Genomic DNA, 19227 nt, shown 5'->3' on the forward strand with positions numbered 1-19227 from the left:
ACCTAGGAAAGTTCCTGCTCAGGTAAACGAATGCGGTATTCAATTTCATCAAAATTATTGAATGAGAAATCCCAGGTTGCTCCTGGCCACAATAATTCCAGTTGTTTTTTTGTTGGCCGGTAAACTGCTGTATAAAGCGTTCCGAAACCCGAATTGAAAGCGGTTGAATACAATGGAGGGCGCAAGAACGCTTCGATGAACCGTTTCTCGCTTTCGGGGTGCTGGTTCAGGCGGTTCAGCAGGAAACGTTCGCGTTCGACGGTCGCTGTGAACCGCGCGTGCTTGGACCATTCCACATGGCCCTGATGGTTCGTCGCCACCGGCACGTCCGAGATTTGCGGGTGCCGGTCGGGGGCAAGATATACCGTACTGTGGTTATATTTTGCGTCCAGAACGGTGACGTTGTAACTCATGTGGCAGGGGATGCGGCAGAGCGTATCAACCGCCTGGGCGGTGGTCTCGCAGGTCTGCAGCACATAGCGCAGAATCAGCGGCACGCCGAACCCGTCGCCCACCTCGCGCCGTCCGCCGAAGGTCAGGGAGACAGTGAGGCCCGCATCGTTGATGCCGTCGAGCAGGCCCAGAATACCGTCGCTCATCCCGATCACGCCGCGCCCGTCCCAGCGGGTTTTCAGCACGGCGGCGTCGAAGGTTTTCGGGTGATAGTCATAGTTGCGCACCAGAAACGGGGTCTTGCCGCGCCAGATCGCCTGACTGCAGCCCGACAGGTATTTCGGCGGGCAATAGAAGCTGAGAAACCGCGCCTGACTGTCGCTGCCGCCGACCAGTTCGACCACCTGATCGTATAGCGGCACGATCTCGGGCATGTGCCGTTCCAGCGCCCGCAGGCATTCGCGATAGGTGGGGCGGGCCGAATACCCCTCTTTCGCCCACCATTTGCGGTAGGCGGGCCAGTATTCGGCAAACAGCCCGGCCAGTTTGGGACCGGGCTGTTCTTCATCAAATGAACGAAAAACAAGCGCCATGGGGCTTTCTACATGATTTTGAACGCGGGGTCTTCCATCGGTTGTGCCGCAGGCAGCGGTTCAGCCGTATAGGCCGAAGTGATCCCATGAATCCACTTCTTCGATTTGTCCGTCAGTTTAAAGCCCTTGGTCATCGACCGCCCGCGCGTCACGAGGATACCCAGATCGGCCCCTTCATAGCGGTAATCGCCAACGTTCGAAATACGCAGGAAGAACGCCTCGTTCTCGCCCACTGCGCGGCGGTGATAGTCGAAGCGGTCGAACACGACACGGCCATCTTCCAGCATCTTGTAGATGCCGGATTGCGGGGCCTGCGTGATGCGGTCCACGCTGTCATCGGTGTGTTTGATTACCATCTGCGACCAGCTGTCGATCATGTCCGGGTCGGCCCAGCGGGCGTTCAGCTCCTCAACATCCAGCTCGAATGGCTTCTTTGAGAATTCTAACAGATGGAACAGGAACAGCGGCGCGTCCGCATGGGCAAAGGCCGCATGGTTGGTCATCGAACTGGCCCCGGTGATGCGCGGGTTCAGCTCACCCAGCCACAGCTCATCCGTTTTCTTGTCGATCAGAAAATCGAGCTCAAAATATCCCCGGTAGCCGGATTTGCGCAGTTCTTCACCAAATTGAAATGTCAGTTGCCGCGCCTGTTCACGTGCTTTCGGTGGAAAGGCGGTTGAAAAAATTTCATTCCCGCACCAGCCGCCGCGATAGGGGGTGAGCTCCTTGAAGCCCACAAGCTCGGTCATCAGCGGGCCCACAATCGTGCCTTCGGAGGTCGCACAAGCCTCGATTGCCGCGCCGCGACAGTCGATCCGCTTCATGATCTTGATCTCGCCCTCGCCGACGATCTCATCCTTGTGCTTGTTGAAATCGGCCTCAGACTTGATGAAGAAGGTGGTGTGGCCGCTGTCACCAAAGGCCGATTGCAGCACTAGATCGTGGCCCAGCCCGGCCTTGTCGCAAATTTTCTTCAGGTGATCATAGCTTTTGACCACACTCAGAGTGTTGGGCACCGACGGCACACCCGCCTTGTTGCCGATGCGGACGGTTTCGATCTTGTTGTCGCATTTGGTGCGCAGCTTGGCCTTGGGGAACCACAGCTGACCGCCCAGTTCCTTGACCAGCTTTTCGGTGGTTTCATCGAACATCAGAAAGACGAACTTAGGCTTGCCGCCGCGCCGCTTGATCAGGTCAATGACCTCTTTGTGCTGCAGCAGATAATTGTTGATGTCTTCGATGGACTGGAATTCATCATGCGGCATCTCGGAAGGTACGAACACGTTCGGATGCCGCCCGTCAAAGCAATCCATGTAGCAGATATAAGTGAAATTCATCACCCATTCATCCAGCCCCAACAGATTGAAATTGGTCGCCGACACGAAATAGATCGGGTCCTTATTGGTGTGGAAATACCGGCGGATTTCCGAGATGTTCTTGAGCACCTTCTTTGGCATGAGTGTTGTCCTCCCAGTCCCTTATGTTTTCTTGACTGATTTCAAAGCGTCTTCGGAAAATATGCGCAGGCCCAGATCGGCACGGAATCCGTGGATTTCCGACACGTCCAGCTCCTGCATGAATTTCAGAATTTCGGGGCTGATGACCTGCCCCGGCACCAGAATGGGAAAGCCCGGCGGATAAGGGATCACGAAAGTGGCCGAGACCATTTCCTCTCCCGCTTCCAGCCGGTCCAGCATTTCTTTGTCGGGTTCGACATAGTCGCAATTGTCCTCGTCATACGACAGGAAGAACGCCGTGCGAATGTCACCGGCTTCGGTACCTGCTTCACATCGGAACGCGTCGTGGAAGCGGCTGAAATCGGGCAGCGGCGGGACATGTTCGCTCAGGTTCCTGACGCGCTTGTCAAAGGCCAGCTTCTCCATCCTGGAAGCATCGTCCATCAGATCGTCCAGTTCCTTGGCGATCTCGACCAGCACCTCGATCAGATAAGCGACCGAACTGCGCGTGGTGCCAATGTTGGTCATGAACAGCACGGTATTGCGCGAGGTCTTGTTGATCTGGATTCCGTATTTATCCATCAGGATCTTGGTCTTGAACGTATCCCCGTCCCAGCCGGTTGCACCCACATGCAGGGTGATGCGGGTGGCATCCAACACGAATTCATCCTTGGCCCAGCAATCCCAGACATCGGCCCAGCCTTGGTCGGGGTCGAAATAGCTGGTCATGCCGCTTTCGCGGTATTCCTCGGGGATCATGTCGCCCGCCGTGACCAACCGAAAGTACTTTTTCAGCAGCGGATGGGTCGACACCGCCCGACGGATCGCCATGGCGCTTTCGACCTGCCGCTGAACGAACTCGTAACCTTCGATCTCGACCTGTCTGCGACCCACATCCAGCGATGCAATGATCTGATAGTTGGGCGAGGTCGAGGTGTGGGTCATGTAGGCTTCGTGAAAGGCTTCTTCCACCGCGCCTTTGAACTGCTGGTCGTTGACGTGGATCATCGAGCCCTGCCGCAACGAAGTCAGCGTCTTGTGCGTGGATTGCGTGGCATAGACACGCACCCGTGCGTCCGGCGGCGCGATCAGTCGGGTGTTCAGCAGGGTTTCGTCATCGGCACCGTCCAGCGCGGCCTGCTGCGCGGCGTAGGCTTCGGCATGGTCCGGGGTCCGGAACTCCTCGCGCAGAATATTGGCCGACCGCATCGCGGTACGTACACGCGAGTTTGGTGCAAATCTTGCGTAAGCAAACCAGGCTTCGTCCCACAGAAACACCAGGTCTTTCTTGATCGCCAGACATTCCTGCATCACCCTCTGAACGTTGTAGACGATGCCGTCAAAGGTGCAGTTGGTCAGTAGCACCATGCGCACCCGGTCCAATTTACCTTCGGCACGCAGGGCCAGCAGCTTGTGCTTGATCTCGCGGATCGGCACCGCGCCGTACATTGAGTAATCATGCAGCGGATAGCTGTCCATATAGACCACGCTCGCCCCGGCCAGCACCATGCCGTAATGGTGCGATTTGTGACAATCGCGGTCGACCAGCACGATGTCGCCGGGCCGTACCAGCGCCTGCACCACGATCTTGTTGCAGGTTGAGGTGCCGTTGGTGGCAAAGAACGTCTGCTTTGATCCAAAGGCGCGCGCGGCTGCCTCCTGCGCCTCTTTGATCGGGCCCTTGGGTTCCAGCAGCGAATCCAACCCGCCCGAGGTGGCCGAAGTTTCGGCCATGAAGATGTTCGATCCGTAAAACGCCCCCATATCCTGAATCCAGTGGCTGCGGCTGATGGATTTGCCGCGGCTGATCGGCATGGCGTGGAACACGCCGGTGGGCTGCTTGGAATACTCTTTCAGCGCGGTGAAGAACGGCGTTTTGTAGCGGCGCTGCACGCCCCGCAGGATGTTCAGGTGCAGTTCCAGAAAGTCTTCCTGATTGTAGAACACCCGCCGGCACAACCCCAAATCCAGCCCGGCGATATCCTCGGCAGACCGGTCGGTGATCAGATAGGCATCCAGTTCGGGGCGCAACATGCCGATACGGCGGCAGGTTTCGGGGCCATATTCCGATGGAGTCAGCTCCTCAAGATCGGCACCTTCGCCATAAAGGCTGATGTAGCGGCCCAACACGTTGGTTTCGTTCTTGGATTTCAGGCTCAGGCCGGGGCGTACGATGACAGCCTGCACATTCTGGTTGAACAGCACCCCGATCAGCGCGTCTTCGACACTGGGGACAACGACGGTTTCGTAGATGAACGGATCTTCGCTGCGGCGCATCCGTTGCAGGCTGGTTTGCAGGAACCTTTCCTGATGTTCGTTGACGTTGTCGACGATCATCACCTCGAAGTAAGGCCGCCCCAATGTGCGGGCCTCAAGGCTTTGGGCGGATTCGTCCTCGAACTCATCGCTTTCAGTTTCATCCGCGATCAGCGGGATCGAGCGGCGACGATACGCACCCGACGTCAGCGCCCGAGACACCCTGCGCACGGCGGTTGAAAAATCGCCAAAGTTACCGTGATCCAGCAACCGGCGCAGATAGTCGAAAGCTGATCCACCCGGAAACGCGAAATACACCTCGATCGGAGCCAGCGCCTGCAGCAATTGCCGCGCGCGGTCCCGGTCTTTGTCGCGACCGCCCTGATCCAGCGATTCCGCCGTTTCCCGCAGCGCGCTCCATCTGTCCGCCCTCAGTTGCGAGGCGCTGTAATAGTCCGAGATGGTGTGGAGCTTTTCGCTATCGGAAATGCCGTGCATGAAGTTGTTTCCTTTCTGCCGATACCGAAAAGCCACCCCAGTATCAGTCTGTCCCTGAGCGCCCTTTGTAGAGATAGAGGTTATCGGGCTTTTTCGCGGCGTCTTCGCTGTATCCCAGCGCCGTTCTGGGGTCGGATGCGGCAACGCCTGCCACGTCGCCCTTCTGCGGAATGCGCAGCGGGCCAAGCGTATGCAAATACGCATCTGCACCGCTGTTACGGTCATAGACCGGGAAATCCGCCTCGCGGTCGCGGAAACTTTTGAGGACCTGACCCAAGCCTTTCAACCCGACCTCGCGCTGGCGGCGGACCTGATCGAGGTCGATCTCGATGGGGAAGATATCCTCCTGCCCCGCCGATTGGTGCAGCACGGTGGCCGACGGATCGACCACCAGCGAACGGCCCACGCCCCCTGCGGCCAGCCCGTTCACGTCGAACACGTAACACTGGAACTGCGCGGCGGTGGCCTTGGCAATCGAGAGCTCCGCCTCGCGGTCGGTGGTGCCGGTCAGGACCGGATGCAGCAGCACCTCGACCCCGTGAGAAGTCAGGTGGCGGGTGGTTTCAGGGAACCAGATATCATAGCAGATCGACAGGCCGAACCGGCCCACATCCGGGACATCAAAGATGCAGAACTCGGTGCCCGACGAGATACTCTGCTCGTAGGGCTTGAACGGGAACATCTTCGAGTATTTGGAGATGATCTCGCCATCCGGGTTGATCACCACCGAAGTGTTGAAAATCCGCCCGTCCTCGCGCTTTTCGAACATCGAGCCGGGGATCAACCAGATGCCATAGCGCCGCGCCGCGTCCTGAAATCGCGACAGGTCGTCATTGGGAAAGGGCTGAGCAAACCGGTCAAGCGGGCCATAGGGGGCCAGTTCGCTGAACAACGCCATCTGGGTCCAGGGAAACCGTGCCATCATCACGTCGATCCGATGCAGCATCGCCTCGACATTCGAATGCATCGCGCCGACATGCATCTGGATTCCGGTTATCGCAAAAGGGGTCATATATTGTTATCTTCTCATTTTCTTGCCGATTGCGATCGCCGTGGCGATCCGGCGTTCTTCATCGGAACATATAATCGCGTGTTCGCGCAAGCCCGCTGTCGCCGGGTGGTTGAGTTATCCGGCCTCTTCCTCGGACAAGTCTTCGCCGGGCGTTTCCACAAAGTCGATATCGTTGCGCACCCAGAAGAACCGGAAACCACAACTGCGCAGCCATTTTTCCAACCGGTCCAGACTGGACCATTCCCGGCGTAGGCCGCGCGTGGATTCGACCAGCGCCCATTGACCGTCGACCAGAAAGTAGACCGTCCAGGTGTTGGGATGCGCCGACTGATTGGCAAAACCGCCGCTGACCACCTCGCGCGCGGTTCGCACGGCGACCGGATAGTCTCCGATCCGGTTTTCAGCGGCAAGGATGGCCAGATCGTTCTGACGGATGGTGAAAGTGGGAAGGGGTGCGTCGTTCATGATTAGCCTGTTAAAGAACACCCCCATTCCGGTACCCATTGATCCGACTTCTGATCAACCTCTGACAGGATCACGCAACCATGGTCTGATCGGTGGCTTCTGTGGTCTCGACAACCGCTTGGGCATCTTGATCGTGAATCGCCCGGAACAATGCCTTGCGGCGTTCGCTGATATCCTCGGATTTCAGGTTCTCGATCCGGGTCGCCAGCGTCCAGATATGGCCAAACGGGTCCGCAACGGTGGCGCAGCGCTCACCCCAATAGGTGTCGTTTGCGTCTGCGATCAAGGTCGCGCCACTGTCCAGGGCGGTCGCAAGGGCCGCGTCGGCATCTTCGACATACATGTGATGGCCAACCGGGATGACGGTGCCGGGAACGGTCGGAACATGCGCACCCCAGCCGGCGGTCACGAACACCATCGAATTGCCGATCTTGATGGCGGCAAAACCGGGGGCCTCTTCGGCGTCATAGGCCTGAATCTTGGCGTCAAAGGCTTTTTCATAAAAGGCCAGCGCTGCAGGAACATCTGCAACAGCCAACGATGCGGTGCAGGTGCGATAGCCTCGGGGCAGCGTGGCAGGCTTCTTTTTCATAGCTCAAATCTCCGAATAGGGCGGGGTCGCCCGTTGGAACATGCCGGGGATATCCAGCACTATGCATCATACTGTGGATCATCTCGGCGAATATTGCAACACTATGGCGCATAGTGCTGGGATTTCCGTGCTAATGGTCAGAACGTCGGCGGCGTACAGGCGCTGACGATCTGGCATTTCTCGGGGCCCACCTGCCGAAACCGGTGCGGCGTGCGGCTATCGAAGTAATAAGCATCCCCCGGCCCCAGCACCTTGCGCTGATCGCCCACCGTGACCTCGACCCGGCCCGAGATCACGATGCCGCCCTCCTCCGCCTCATGCCCATACATCACGCGGCCCGTGTCTGCGCCCAGATCGTAGGTCTCCTGCAGGATCATCATCGCGCGCCCGTGCAAGTTTGACCCCACCTGCCGCAGCGACAGCCCTCCCTTGCCAATCTCGGTCAACTCTTCAGCGGCATAGAACACGGTCTGTTCACTCTCGAACTCGAAGGAGAAGAAATCGGCCATACTGATCGGAATGCCCTGCAAAATCCGCCGCAACGCCCCAACCGAGGGGTTCATCTTACCCGACTCGATCAGCGAGATGGTCGAGTTCGGAACATCCGACTTCTTGGCCAGCGCCCGCTGCGACAGGCCCGCGCGTTCGCGCAAGGTCCGCAAGCGCAATCCAAGGGTCAGATCATCCTGATTGGCGTTCTTCATGTTCACTATCCGCATCACTTGAGGGGTGCCGTGACCGTAAATCAAGGACTTATGATTCACAAGAAACAGGCTTTCGCTCGGGGCTGTGGACACTACAGTCACGCAGTCAGATTTGCGGGCGCACACGCTCGATAACCCGAAAGGACGCAAGATGCTGAATGCTCAGATTGCTGAACGCCGCAACACCTCGATCGCGCAGGGCGTGGGGATGCAGACGCAGGTCTATGTGGACCGCGCTGCGAATTCCGAGGTGTGGGACGTCGAAGGCAAGCGCTATATCGATTTCGCCGCAGGCATCGCCGTTGTGAATACCGGGCATTGCCACCCCAAGGTGATGGAGGCGGTGCAAAAACAGGCCGCGAACTTCACCCATACCTGCCATCAGGTTCTGCCTTATGAGAACTACATCCGTTTGGCCGAACGTCTGAACGAGAAGGTGCCGGGCGATTTCACCAAGAAGACCGTCTTTGTGACCACTGGTGCCGAGGCCGTAGAGAATGCCGTCAAGATCGCGCGCGCCGCGACCGGCCGTCCCGCCGTGATCGCGTTTGGCGGCGGCTTCCATGGCCGTACCTTCATGGGCATGTCGCTGACCGGCAAGGTGCAGCCCTACAAGGCTGGGTTCGGTGCGATGATGCCCGACACCTATCACGTCCCCTTCCCGGTTGAACTGCACGGCACCTCGACCGAGGATTCGCTGGGCGCGCTGACCAAGCTGTTCAAGGCCGATCTGGACCCAGGTCGCGTTGCCGCCATCATCATCGAGCCGGTTCAGGGCGAAGGGGGGTTCTACCCTGCCCCATCCGAACTGATGCGTGGTCTACGTGCCCTGTGTGATGAACATGGCATCGTGCTGATCGCCGATGAGGTTCAGACCGGCTTTGCCCGCACCGGCAATCTGTTTGCGATGGATGCCTATGACGTGGCCGCCGACATCACCACCATGGCAAAAGGTCTGGCTGGCGGTCTGCCACTGGCCGCTGTCACCGGTCGCGCCGATCTGATGGATGCGGCACAGCCGGGCGGTCTGGGCGGCACCTATGGCGGCAACCCGCTGGGTATCGCCGCGGCCCATGCGGTGTTGGATGTGATCGAAGAAGAAGACCTGTGTGCCCGTGCCAACGAGTTGGGCTCGCGCCTGAAACAGCGTCTGGAATCGATCCGCGCCCGCACGCCCGAGATCGTCGATATCCGCGGCCCCGGCTTCATGATCGCCGCCGAGTTCAACACGACCGATGGCAGCGCCCCGAACCCCGAGATGGCCAACGCCGTGCGCGCCGAGGCGCTCAAGCGTGGACTGATTCTGCTGACCTGCGGCGTATATGGGAACGTCATCCGCTTCCTCGCCCCGCTGACGGTGCAGGAAGCGGTCTTCGCCGAGGCGATGGATATCCTTGAAGCCTCGATCGACGCTGCCAAAGGAGCCTGAACATGCTGGATACCAAAGTGACCAAGCTGGACCTGAAAGATCCCAGCCTTCTGGAAACCCGCGCCTATATCAATGGCGCATGGGTTGAAGGTGACGCAAGTTTCCCCGTCCATAACCCCGCTAGCGGCGATCTGATCGCGAACGTGACCGATATCAGCGTGGACGGCACCGCGCAGACCATTGATGCAGCCGATGCGGCGAAAAAGGCATGGGCCGCGCAGACGGGCAAGGAACGCGGTGCGATCCTGCGCAAGTGGTTTGATCTGATGGTTGAAAACGCCGACGATCTGGCTACCATCCTGACCGCCGAAATGGGCAAACCCTGGGCCGAGGCGCGGGGGGAAATCCTGTACGGTGCGTCTTTCATCGAGTGGTTCTCGGAAGAGGCCAAGCGCGTCTACGGCGACGTCATTCCCGGCCACCAGCGCGACAAACGCATCGTGGTGCTGAAACAGCCTGTGGGCGTGGTTGGTTCGATCACCCCATGGAACTTCCCCAACGCGATGATCGCGCGCAAGGTTGGCCCTGCGCTGGCGGTGGGCTGTACCTTTGTGGCACGTCCTGCGACGCTGACGCCGCTGTCGGCACTGGCAATGGCGGTGCTGGGCGAACGTGCAGGTATTCCTGCAGGTGTATTCAACGTGATCCCCGGCACCGACAGTTCGGGCGTCGGCAATGAGCTGTGCACCAATGACAAGGTCGCCAAGATCACTTTTACCGGCTCGACCCGTGTAGGCCAGATTCTGATGCGCCAGGCGTCGGGCACAATCAAGAAGATGTCGCTGGAGCTGGGCGGCAACGCGCCGTTCATCGTGTTTGACGACGCAGATGTGGATGCGGCCGTTGACGGTGCGATGATCGCCAAGTTCCGCAACAACGGGCAGACCTGCGTCTGCGCCAACCGCATCTATGTGCAGGCGGGCGTCTATGACGAATTCGCCGCCAAGCTGGCCGAGAAGACCAAGGCGCTGAACGTCGGAGACGGCTTCGGCGACGGTGTGACCACCGGCCCGCTGATCAACGACGCAGCGGTTGCCAAAGTCGAGGAACATATATCGGACGCGGTGTCCAAAGGCGCAACCGTCACGCTGGGCGGCAAACGCTCGGGCTTGGGCGGCACGTTCTTCGAACCCACCGTTCTGACTGGCGTGACCCGCGACATGGTTATCGCAAAAGATGAGACCTTTGGCCCCGTCGCGGCGCTGTTCAAGTTCGAAGACGAGGACGACGTCGTCGCCATGGCCAATGACAGCGAGTTCGGTCTGGCCTCGTATTTCTACAGCCGCGATCTGGCGCGCGTCTGGCGTGTGGCCGAGGGGCTGGAGTCGGGCATGGTCGGCATCAACACGGGCCTGATCTCGACCGAGGTCGCGCCCTTTGGCGGCGTCAAACAGTCCGGCCTGGGCCGTGAGGGTTCAAAATACGGCACCGAAGACTTCCTCGAGATCAAGTATCTCTGCATGGGCGATATTTCCTGACCCCCGACGCCCGGCTTCGGCCACCGGCGTCACCAAGGACCGGGCTTCGCACAAGCCCGGTCCTTTTTTGTTTGGTCTCGGGTAGACCCGAACTCAGGTCGCCAGCAACGCGAAATGCGAGGACGCAACCGCCAGCTTGGACACGCTCAACGCGCCACCTGAGCGCAGTTCGGCAATCAGCCGGTCTGTGCGCTGCGCCAAATCCGCGTTCTGTTCCACCCAATGGGCAACACTGTCCTGCCCGGAATTCGCCCCGGACAGCACCAGCGCAGCGGCAGCAATGTTGGACTGATGCACCCGGATATCCGACATCAGGCGGGCAAGCGCGACGCGTTCCCAATGGTCGCCAACGGCAACACTTCTGGCACGCGACCGCAACCAGTCGAGGCTGAACCGGGCACCGGTTGCAAAATAGCTGGCCGCCACATCCCGCACCTCAAGCTGCAACCGTTCCGAGACATCGAAGATGTCCATTGCTCCGCCCAGCAACTCCAGCGTGGCAACCTTCGAGGCCAGATCGTCCGGAGCGCCTTTTGTCAGCAACTCGTCCGTCCGCTGCTTGAGCCGTTCCAGAGAAAACGCGCTAACCGTCGCTTCGGCTACCGAGGCGATTTCGGCAATGCCGGGCTGATAGACCGCGATTGCATCACCGATCGAACGGACATTGTTCTTGATCAACCGCTGGCACTGCGCCGCAAGCATTTCCGACAGTGCCCGGTGAATCTCGATCTGCACATCTGCCGCAAGCTTGTTGTCCAACGCGTTGACCTCAGCTGCGGTTTCGGCAAGGCCGAAAACCTCGCGGTCAATGATGAACGCCTTGACGATTTCACCCACGGTCGCGCCGGTATCCTCGCGCAGGCGGGCGCAAAAGGTCGGGCCGATTTCGTTGACCAGCATGTTGACGACCACCGTCGCGATGATCTCGCGCCGCAGGCGGTGGTTACGCAGAACCTCAAGATGCGCGGTGCGCAACGGGGTCGGCATGTATTCGACCAGGAACCGTTCCATGTATGGATCATCAAGAACATCCGATTTCACCAGATCCGAGAAAATGTCGTTCTTGGCATAGGCCACAAGCACCGCGATCTCGGGCCGGGTCAGGCCCCGACCGGCAGCGCGGCGTTCGGCGATTTCTTCGTCGTCGGGCAGGTACTCGACCGCGCGGTCCAGTTTTTCTTCGGCTTCCAGCCCTTCCATGAACCGGACATGATTGTCCAGCAGTGCCGGGGCCGCAGCCTCATCCAGTGAGATTGCCAAAGTCTGGTGATAGTTGGTCTTCAGCACCAGTTCGCTGACTTCATCGGTCATGTCGGCCAACAGTGTATTACGCTGTTTTTCCGTCATGTCCCCGGCATCGACAACGGCACCAAGGGCGATCTTGATATTGACCTCGTGGTCCGAACAATCGACCCCTGCTGAGTTGTCGACAGCGTCATTGTTGATCTTGACGCCGGCCTGAGCCAATTGGATGCGGCCTTTTTGGCTGACGCCCAGATTGGCGCCCTCGCCAATCACCCGTACCCTCACGTCGTTGGCGTTGACCCGGATTTGGTCATTGGCCCGGTCGCCGGTATCGGCGTGGGATTCAGCGGCACTTTTGATATAGGTGCCGATCCCGCCGAACCACATCAGGTCGGCCTGCGATTTCAGCAGCGCCCGGATCAGTTCGAACGGGGTGACGGATTTGGCCTCCAGCCCGGTCAGCTTTCTGATCTCGGGCGTCAGCTTGATCGATTTGGACGACCGCGAGAATACGCCTCCGCCTTTCGAGATCAGCTTGGAATCATAGGATTCCCAGCTAGAGCGTGGCAGTTCGAACAACCGTTTGCGCTCTGCAAAGCTGATGGCAGGGTCGGGGTTTGGGTCGATGAAAATGTCGCGGTGGTCGAACGCGGCAACCAGCTTGATCTGGTCCGACAGCAACATTCCATTTCCGAACACATCCCCCGACATGTCCCCGCAGCCGATAACCGTAAAGGGCTGTGTCTGGGTGTCATGAGCCAGTTCGCGGAAATGGCGTTTCACGGCCTCCCATCCACCCTTGGCGGTAATCCCCATCCCCTTATGGTCATAGCCGTTCGAGCCACCCGAAGCGAAGGCGTCGCCCAGCCAGAAACCGTATTCCATGGCCAAAGCGTTGGCAAAATCTGAGAAGGTCGCCGTTCCTTTGTCGGCGGCAACAACCAGATAGGGGTCGTCGGGATCGCGGCGTACAACGGCGTTGGGCGGGATGATATCGGAGCCCGAGATATTGTCGGTGATGTCCAGCATGCCGGACAGGAAGATCCGGTAGCAGCGCACCGCCTCGGCCATCACCTCTTCGCGGGTGCCACCGGCGGGCAGGGTTTTGGGCAGGAACCCACCCTTTGAGCCAACCGGCACGATTACCGCATTCTTTACCTGTTGCGCCTTCACCAGCCCCAGCACTTCGGTCCGGTAATCTTCCTTGCGGTCGGACCAGCGCAAACCGCCGCGCGCCACCGAGCCATAGCGCAAATGCACCCCTTCGACCGAGGTCGAGTAGACAAAAATCTCGCGCCACGGACGCGGCAGCGGCAGTTCGTCCAGTTTGGAACAATCGAACTTGAACGACATGTAAGATTTGTCGCGGCCATCGGCATCGGGTTGGAAATAGTTGGTGCGCAGCGTCGCCTGAATGGCATTGCGGAATCGGCGCAGGATCTGGTCGAAGTCGAGGCTTGCTACCTTCTCCAGCATGGCTTCGATATCCGACGCGATTTTATCTGCCGCCTTCTGACGCGCATCGGCATCCCCCGAGGTAGCCGGATCGAACAGGGCCTGAAACAGGGCCACCAGCTTACCTGAGACGCCGGGATTGGCGATCAGAGCGTCCTGCATATAGGGCACCGAATACGGAATTCGCGCCTGGCGAAGATACCCGCCATACGCCCGCAATAGCGCCGTTTCACGAATGGACAGGCCGGCAACCAGCACCAGCCGGTTCAGCGGGTCATCATCCGCCTCCTGTGCCCAGAGGGCAGAAAAGGCGTCTTCAAGATTGCTTCGGACGGCAGTGACGTCGATTCCCTGCCCGTCCGACGACTGCATGTGAAAGTCGTGAATCCAAATGGTTTCGTCCCCACGATCAATCCGGAACGGATGTTCGGCCAGAATGCGAAACCCGAGGTTTTCAAGAATTGGAAGACAATCGGATAACGGCACGGACGACCCGCGCTTATAAAGTTTGAAACGCACGCTATGCTCAGGGTCTTCGAGCCTGCGATAAAACTTCAGCACCAGATCGGTTGGACCGGCCAACTGCTCCATCTTGTCAATGTCGGACACAGCCGAGACGGCCTGAAACTCGTCCCGATAAGACACTGCAAACCCATCGCTGTAGAGTGCATGCAGCCTGTTGCCTTCAGATTCGCCCTTGCGTTCAACCAGCGCGTCATGAAGGTGATCGCCCCAGCTGCGCACTGCGTCAATGATCCGCGCCTCCAAGGCGGCAGCCTCTTCTTTCGAGGCGACTTTGCCGCTCAGCGCGATGACGTAATGCACCCGTGCCAGAACTTCGTCAAAGGCGGGCTCCCATGTGGCGACGCGGCCTTCGAACTCTTCTGCAAGAATGTCGCCGATTTTGGTCCGCAGCTCGGTATTGTAACGCTCGCGCGGGACGTAGACGAGGCAGGACACGAACCGCCCGAACCGGTCAGGGCGCAGCAACAGACGGGATCTTGGCCGGATGGTCAGATACAGCGCGTCGATGGCGTTCTCGAACATTTGGTCGTCCGAGCTCTGGAACAGTTCATCACGCGGATAGGTCCCCAGCACATGCGTCAGCGCCTTGCCGTCATGGCTGTCGGGGGTAAAGCCAGAGCGTTCGATGATCCGCTCGACCTTTTGCCGCAACAGGGGGATCGACTTGGGGCTGCGGTTGTAGGCGGCGGCAGTGAAATGTCCGATGAACACATGTTCCCCGGTCTGCTTTCCTTTTCCGTCAAACTGCTTGACCCCGATCAGGTCAAAATGCGTTGCGCGGTGCACGGTCGAACGGCGGTTCGCCTTGATGATCATCAGCGGAGAGATATCGCTGGCAAAGGCGTCCATCTCGGGCGAGCGATCAGTGAAATTGCCCTGCAGGTCGCGCAGGACGGTAAAGTCCGGATCGCGCATCAGGCCAAGCGCACTCTTGCCGACCTGACGCATTGCGCCGGTCTTTCCGTCGGCCGCATATTCGCGATAGCCCAGAAACGTGAAGTGATTGCAACCGAGCCATTCGAGAAACTCCACGACCTCGCCCGTGGCCTCTTTCGCCTTGTTAGGGGCGTTGCTCTTCAACATCTCGGTTACGGTCTCTAGGCGCCCCATGATGAGCTGCCAATCCTTGACCGTAACACGCACGTCTTTCATGATCTGGGCGATCTCAGCCTCTAACCGTTCAAGCTGTTTGGCGTCTCCGATCTGGTCGATCTGAACCTGGATCATCGATTCTGCCAGACAATCGGCATCGGGTTTGTCCGGCACATCTGTACGGATGCCGTCGGATGTCCGTTTAACCTGCAACAGCGGGTGAATCAGAGAGTGAACCGACAAACCCTGCCCGGCCAGAAAAGACGTGACCGAATCGACAAGGAACGGCATGTCATCATTGACGATTTCCAGAACCGTATGGCCGCATTCCCACCCGTGTTCTACCATGCGCGGGTTGTACATCCGTACCCGGGCCGATCCAGAATCCCTGTGAACCGAAAATTTCCACAGCGCCAACGAGGCGCCATAAACTTCTTCTGCCGTCCTACCTTGAAGATCTTCGAACGAGGATCTGCCAAACAACAAATCCAGGGCCGTCAGGAAATCATCACAGTTTGTCTTGTCCAACCGTGCCGACGCTATGACGCGGACTTCGCTGAGCAATTGATCGAAATCGGGGATTTCTGTTTTTTTCATTGCACTCTCCAAGCGGGGGCTAGCCGTTCTCAATATTTGATAGCCTGCCTTAAGCTTTGCTTGAGCCTCAGGCGTATCTCCGAAACCCAAACCGTCGGGTGCCGGACGTTTCAAGACATGTTGGAGACCACTTCGCTCAGTGTTTCTGATCTGCGAATAAGCTCCAGGGACAGGTCGCCCGATTTGCGGCTGACACCATAAACCGCAATACGCGGCAGGCTGTTATAGTCGAAATGGTTGCTGAAGTAATACGCGCCAGTGTCATAGATCGCAACATAGTCATTGGGATCAAGCCTCGGGATCAGCACATCTTTGGCTACCAGATCAGCGGCAAAACAGCAGGGGCCGGCCACGTCTGTTTGCACTTTGTCTTCGGTTTTCAGCACACCGTCCGGCGTGAAGCCTTCAACCCGGATCGGCCACGCGGCGGGCAGAAACGCTGTACGCGTCATAATCTGAGCACCCGCATGGGTGGTCGCGATATGGCGCCCTCCGGCATTCTTTGTGTATTCCACACGGGTTGCCATGAACCCGTTCTTGGCAGCAATCGCGCGACCAAATTCGGTTTTCACCGTGTATTTCCCGGTGAACAGCAACGGCACCTTGTCGCGCAGCATGTCCGAGTATTCCTTGAAGGTCGGCTTGACCTCGGGCGAGGCGAAGTTAACCGGCAACCCTCCCCCGATATCCAGACGGGTAATCTGCTGCTCGCCCTTGCGGGCATTGATCTCTTCGGCAACGGCGACCAGTTCACCGATGCCCCGCGCCATTAGCTCCAGCGGGCAGCCCTGCGACCCGGCATGGGTGTGGATTGAGGTCAGCCACGGGTATTTCAGATAGTAGTCGATCAACCGCTCACGATTGCCTTCATCCCCGATGGGATAGCCAAATTTCGATGTATTGGTCGCCGTGCTGGTCGATGAAATCGCGCCCGAGCCGATCTGCGGGTTGATCCGAAAGCCGATGATGGCCTCAGAATTGGGATAGTCCTCGATCAGCGCGACAACGCGTTCCAGTTCCTGTTCGTTGTCCAGATTGAACGCGATGGAATGCTTCAGGCATTGCCGCAGGTCGTCCATTGTCTTGGCAGGGGAATCGAAGATGATCTTGCGGATATCGAAGCCTGCCGATTGCGCCATGGTCAGCTCGCCCGGGCTGGCGACCTCGGCCCCGATGCCGCAATGAGAGATTTTCATCAGCACATGGCGCAGCGAGTTCGCCTTGACTGCAAAAGTGTGTTGGAAATTGTCCGGAAAGGCGGCGATCAGATCGTCGATAGAGTTGGCCAGACCGTCCAGATCCATGAAACCCACCACGGTGGTTTCAGAGCCCAGAATCCGGTCTTCGATAGCTCGCTGCAGGATCGGGTGTTCTTGGTTCATGTGTCTGCTCCGGTCTTTGCAAAATGGCGGCGTTGGAAATGAAAGCGACGACTCGAGTGAGCCGCCGCAATCTGGTTCTTCTGGCTTACTGCCCCAGCGCCACACCTTCGCGGCGCGGGTCGGCGGCCCCGACCAGCTGGCCATCCTTGATCAGGATCGCATGCAGGCCCGAGTTCAGGTCAACAACCTTGACCTCATGGCCCTTGGCCGTCAGCGCCTCGGCGAAATCAGCCGCAGCCGTTTCCTGCTCCACATCCATGCTGGATCCGTTGCGATGCACGAAGTGGCCGATCTCGATGGCGTCCTGCGGGTCCATATCCCAGTCAAGAATCGCAATGATGGTCTTGGCCACATAGTTGATGATGCGGCTGCCACCGGGCGAACCAATCAGCAGGTAGGGCTCGCCATCCTTCATCACGATTGTTGGCGACATCGAACTACGCGGACGCTTGCCGCCCTCAACTCGGTTGGCCACCCAGCGGTCGCCATCTTTGGGCGCGCGGTCAAAGTCAGTCAGTTCGTTGTTCAGCAGGAAGCCCCGCACAAAGACACGGCTGCCAAAGAAGGTCTCGATGGTCGTGGTCATCGACAGCGCGTTGCCGTACTGGTCCCGGATCACGATATGGCTGGTGCCGGGACGATCCGGGTTCTGCGACGGTGCGAACAGCGCGGTGTGATCGCGTGGCGGCTCACCTGCTTTGCGCTTTTCGCTGGCCGCTGCCGGGTCGATCATTTCCGAACGCAGTTTCAGGTAATCCTTGTCCAGCAAACCTTTGACCGGGACGTCAACGAAGTCGCTGTCGGCCATATAAAGCGCACGGTCGGCATAGGCCAGTTTGGCGGCCTCCGCGTACAGGTGCGCCAGCTCGGCGTTCCAGCCGGTGCCCTTGAGGTCAAAGTTGTTCAGGATGCCCAGAATCTGACCCACGGTCAGACCACCCGAGGTCGGCGGACCCATGCCGCAGACGTCATAGCCGCGATAATCGGCGCAGACGGCCGGGCGGACCTTGACGCGATAGGCGGCCATGTCTTCCAGCGTGATGTTGTTTTCCACCTTCGAGGTCGCATCGACGGCGGCCACGATATCCTCGGCAATCGGACCGTGATAGAAGGCATTCGCGCCCTGATCGGCCAGAATACGCAGGGTCTCGGCGAAATCTGGGTTCTTCAGCAGGGTCCCTTCGGTCAACGGGCTGCCGTCGTCGTTGAAGAAATACTCCTTGGCACCGGGGAAGACGTCCAGGTAGCGTTCGCGGTCGATGGTCGACTGGATCGAGTTCGCCATGCGCGGCGACACTTCAAACCCATTCTCGGCCTGCTCGATGGTCGACTGGAACAGCGAGGCCCAGTCTTTCTGGCCATACAGGTTATGGGTCACTTCCATCAGACGCAGAATGCCGGGCACACCGACGGCCTGCCCGCCCGAGATCGCCTCGGCAAACGGGATCTTCTCACCTTCGGCATTCAGGAACCGTTCCGGTGTCGCCTTGGCCGGGGCCTTTTCGCGCGCGTCAAAGGTGTTCAGGGTTTCGGATTCCGCGTCCCAGTACAGCAGGAACGCACCACCGCCGATGCCCGAGGATTGCGGTTCGACCAGGTTCAGCATCAGTTGCACGGCGATCATCGCATCCGCAGCCGTGCCACCTGCGGCCAGCACGTCATAGCCTGCCTTGGCGGCAATCGGGTTGGCTGCAGAGACCATGAACTCGGCGCCCGTGACCGAATCTTTGTCCTCCCAGCCATACCCATATTCCGGCGCAGGGTCCTGAGCACTGGCCGTGCCCGCAATGACCCCAAGGGCCACCGCAGCACTCGCTCTCAAAAATGTCCTCATCAGTTAATCCTCCCGGTGATGATTGACGGTTTATCGATTTGTTCTGCTCTTTTGATTTCCTGCTCCGCCGGACCCTGAGCTACCTGACCACGTAGACCGAGACGGTTGAGTGTCTGACGACGCGGGCTGCGTTTGGGCCTAGGAGGTAGTCTTTGAGGTCTGGTTTATGGGCGCCGATGACGATGAGGTCTGATCCGGCCTCGGCGGCGGTGTGCAGGAT

Annotated in this window: 13 protein-coding genes; 2 read left to right on the top strand and 11 right to left on the bottom strand. The window is 59.0% G+C overall.

Annotated elements, in window-relative coordinates:
* Positions 1-2: 2 nt before the first annotated feature.
* From ACOQFT_RS01055 to ACOQFT_RS01085, 7 genes are all read right to left on the bottom strand, one after another.
* Positions 3-986, bottom strand: coding sequence for a C45 family autoproteolytic acyltransferase/hydolase (locus ACOQFT_RS01055; RefSeq protein ID WP_421596217.1), 984 nt, complete (start codon positions 984-986; stop codon positions 3-5).
* An 8-nt stretch (positions 987-994) separates the two neighbouring features.
* Complete coding sequence (locus ACOQFT_RS01060; protein ID WP_421596218.1) at positions 995-2443, bottom strand: biotin carboxylase; 1449 nt, start codon at positions 2441-2443, stop codon at positions 995-997.
* Positions 2444-2464: 21 nt separating this feature from the next.
* Positions 2465-5197: an aminotransferase class I/II-fold pyridoxal phosphate-dependent enzyme gene (locus tag ACOQFT_RS01065; RefSeq protein ID WP_421596219.1), complete on the bottom strand. Its 2733-nt coding sequence runs from the start codon at positions 5195-5197 to the stop codon at positions 2465-2467.
* 43 nt (positions 5198-5240) lie between these two features.
* Entirely contained in the window at positions 5241-6209 is a 969-nt protein-coding gene (locus ACOQFT_RS01070) for a carbon-nitrogen hydrolase family protein (RefSeq protein WP_421596220.1), read from the bottom strand.
* 114 nt (positions 6210-6323) lie between these two features.
* Entirely contained in the window at positions 6324-6674 is a 351-nt protein-coding gene (locus ACOQFT_RS01075; RefSeq protein ID WP_421596221.1) for a hypothetical protein, read from the bottom strand.
* A gap of 70 nt (positions 6675-6744) precedes the next feature.
* Positions 6745-7266, bottom strand: a complete 522-nt coding sequence (locus tag ACOQFT_RS01080) for a VOC family protein (protein WP_421596222.1) — start codon at positions 7264-7266, stop codon at positions 6745-6747.
* Between the two features lie 137 nt (positions 7267-7403).
* Complete coding sequence (locus tag ACOQFT_RS01085) at positions 7404-7970, bottom strand: cupin domain-containing protein (RefSeq protein WP_421596223.1); 567 nt, start codon at positions 7968-7970, stop codon at positions 7404-7406.
* Positions 7971-8121: 151 nt separating this feature from the next.
* On the opposite strand from ACOQFT_RS01085, the gene ACOQFT_RS01090 reads away from it, so the two are divergent.
* Both ACOQFT_RS01090 and ACOQFT_RS01095 read left to right on the top strand, forming a co-directional pair.
* Complete coding sequence (locus ACOQFT_RS01090) at positions 8122-9399, top strand: 4-aminobutyrate--2-oxoglutarate transaminase (protein WP_421596224.1); 1278 nt, start codon at positions 8122-8124, stop codon at positions 9397-9399.
* A gap of 2 nt (positions 9400-9401) precedes the next feature.
* Positions 9402-10877 (top strand): NAD-dependent succinate-semialdehyde dehydrogenase, encoded by a 1476-nt coding sequence (locus tag ACOQFT_RS01095; RefSeq protein ID WP_421596225.1) that lies wholly within the window; start codon positions 9402-9404, stop codon positions 10875-10877.
* 93 nt (positions 10878-10970) lie between these two features.
* Here the strand turns inward: ACOQFT_RS01095 and ACOQFT_RS01100 are convergent, their stop codons facing one another.
* The 4 genes from ACOQFT_RS01100 to ACOQFT_RS01115 form a co-directional block, all read right to left on the bottom strand.
* Positions 10971-15791: an NAD-glutamate dehydrogenase gene (locus tag ACOQFT_RS01100; RefSeq protein WP_421596226.1), complete on the bottom strand. Its 4821-nt coding sequence runs from the start codon at positions 15789-15791 to the stop codon at positions 10971-10973.
* 110 nt (positions 15792-15901) lie between these two features.
* Positions 15902-17173, bottom strand: a complete 1272-nt coding sequence (locus ACOQFT_RS01105) for a hypothetical protein (RefSeq protein ID WP_421596227.1) — start codon at positions 17171-17173, stop codon at positions 15902-15904.
* A gap of 85 nt (positions 17174-17258) precedes the next feature.
* Positions 17259-19007, bottom strand: a complete 1749-nt coding sequence (ggt, locus tag ACOQFT_RS01110) for a gamma-glutamyltransferase (protein WP_421596228.1) — start codon at positions 19005-19007, stop codon at positions 17259-17261.
* A 79-nt stretch (positions 19008-19086) separates the two neighbouring features.
* On the bottom strand, positions 19087-19227 hold a 141-nt coding region (locus ACOQFT_RS01115; protein ID WP_421596231.1), incomplete at its 5' end, for a universal stress protein.

Source organism: Ruegeria sp. MALMAid1280 (genome assembly GCF_049195285.1).
Taxonomy (GTDB): Bacteria; Pseudomonadota; Alphaproteobacteria; order Rhodobacterales; family Rhodobacteraceae; genus Ruegeria.

What these genes read in the sequence shown, in the direction of transcription:
- ACOQFT_RS01085 (WP_421596223.1), bottom strand. Translation starts at nt 7,970, where the DNA reads ATGAAGAACGCCAATCAGGATGATCTGACCCTTGGATTGCGCTTGCGG.
- ACOQFT_RS01090 (WP_421596224.1), top strand. Translation starts at nt 8,122, where the DNA reads ATGCTGAATGCTCAGATTGCTGAACGCCGCAACACCTCGATCGCGCAG.
- ACOQFT_RS01100 (WP_421596226.1), bottom strand. Translation starts at nt 15,791, where the DNA reads ATGAAAAAAACAGAAATCCCCGATTTCGATCAATTGCTCAGCGAAGTC.
- ACOQFT_RS01055 (WP_421596217.1), bottom strand. Translation starts at nt 986, where the DNA reads ATGGCGCTTGTTTTTCGTTCATTTGATGAAGAACAGCCCGGTCCCAAA.
- ggt (WP_421596228.1), bottom strand. Translation starts at nt 19,007, where the DNA reads ATGAGGACATTTTTGAGAGCGAGTGCTGCGGTGGCCCTTGGGGTCATT.
- ACOQFT_RS01080 (WP_421596222.1), bottom strand. Translation starts at nt 7,266, where the DNA reads ATGAAAAAGAAGCCTGCCACGCTGCCCCGAGGCTATCGCACCTGCACC.
- ACOQFT_RS01075 (WP_421596221.1), bottom strand. Translation starts at nt 6,674, where the DNA reads ATGAACGACGCACCCCTTCCCACTTTCACCATCCGTCAGAACGATCTG.
- ACOQFT_RS01060 (WP_421596218.1), bottom strand. Translation starts at nt 2,443, where the DNA reads ATGCCAAAGAAGGTGCTCAAGAACATCTCGGAAATCCGCCGGTATTTC.
- ACOQFT_RS01070 (WP_421596220.1), bottom strand. Translation starts at nt 6,209, where the DNA reads ATGACCCCTTTTGCGATAACCGGAATCCAGATGCATGTCGGCGCGATG.
- ACOQFT_RS01065 (WP_421596219.1), bottom strand. Translation starts at nt 5,197, where the DNA reads ATGCACGGCATTTCCGATAGCGAAAAGCTCCACACCATCTCGGACTAT.
- ACOQFT_RS01095 (WP_421596225.1), top strand. Translation starts at nt 9,402, where the DNA reads ATGCTGGATACCAAAGTGACCAAGCTGGACCTGAAAGATCCCAGCCTT.
- ACOQFT_RS01105 (WP_421596227.1), bottom strand. Translation starts at nt 17,173, where the DNA reads ATGAACCAAGAACACCCGATCCTGCAGCGAGCTATCGAAGACCGGATT.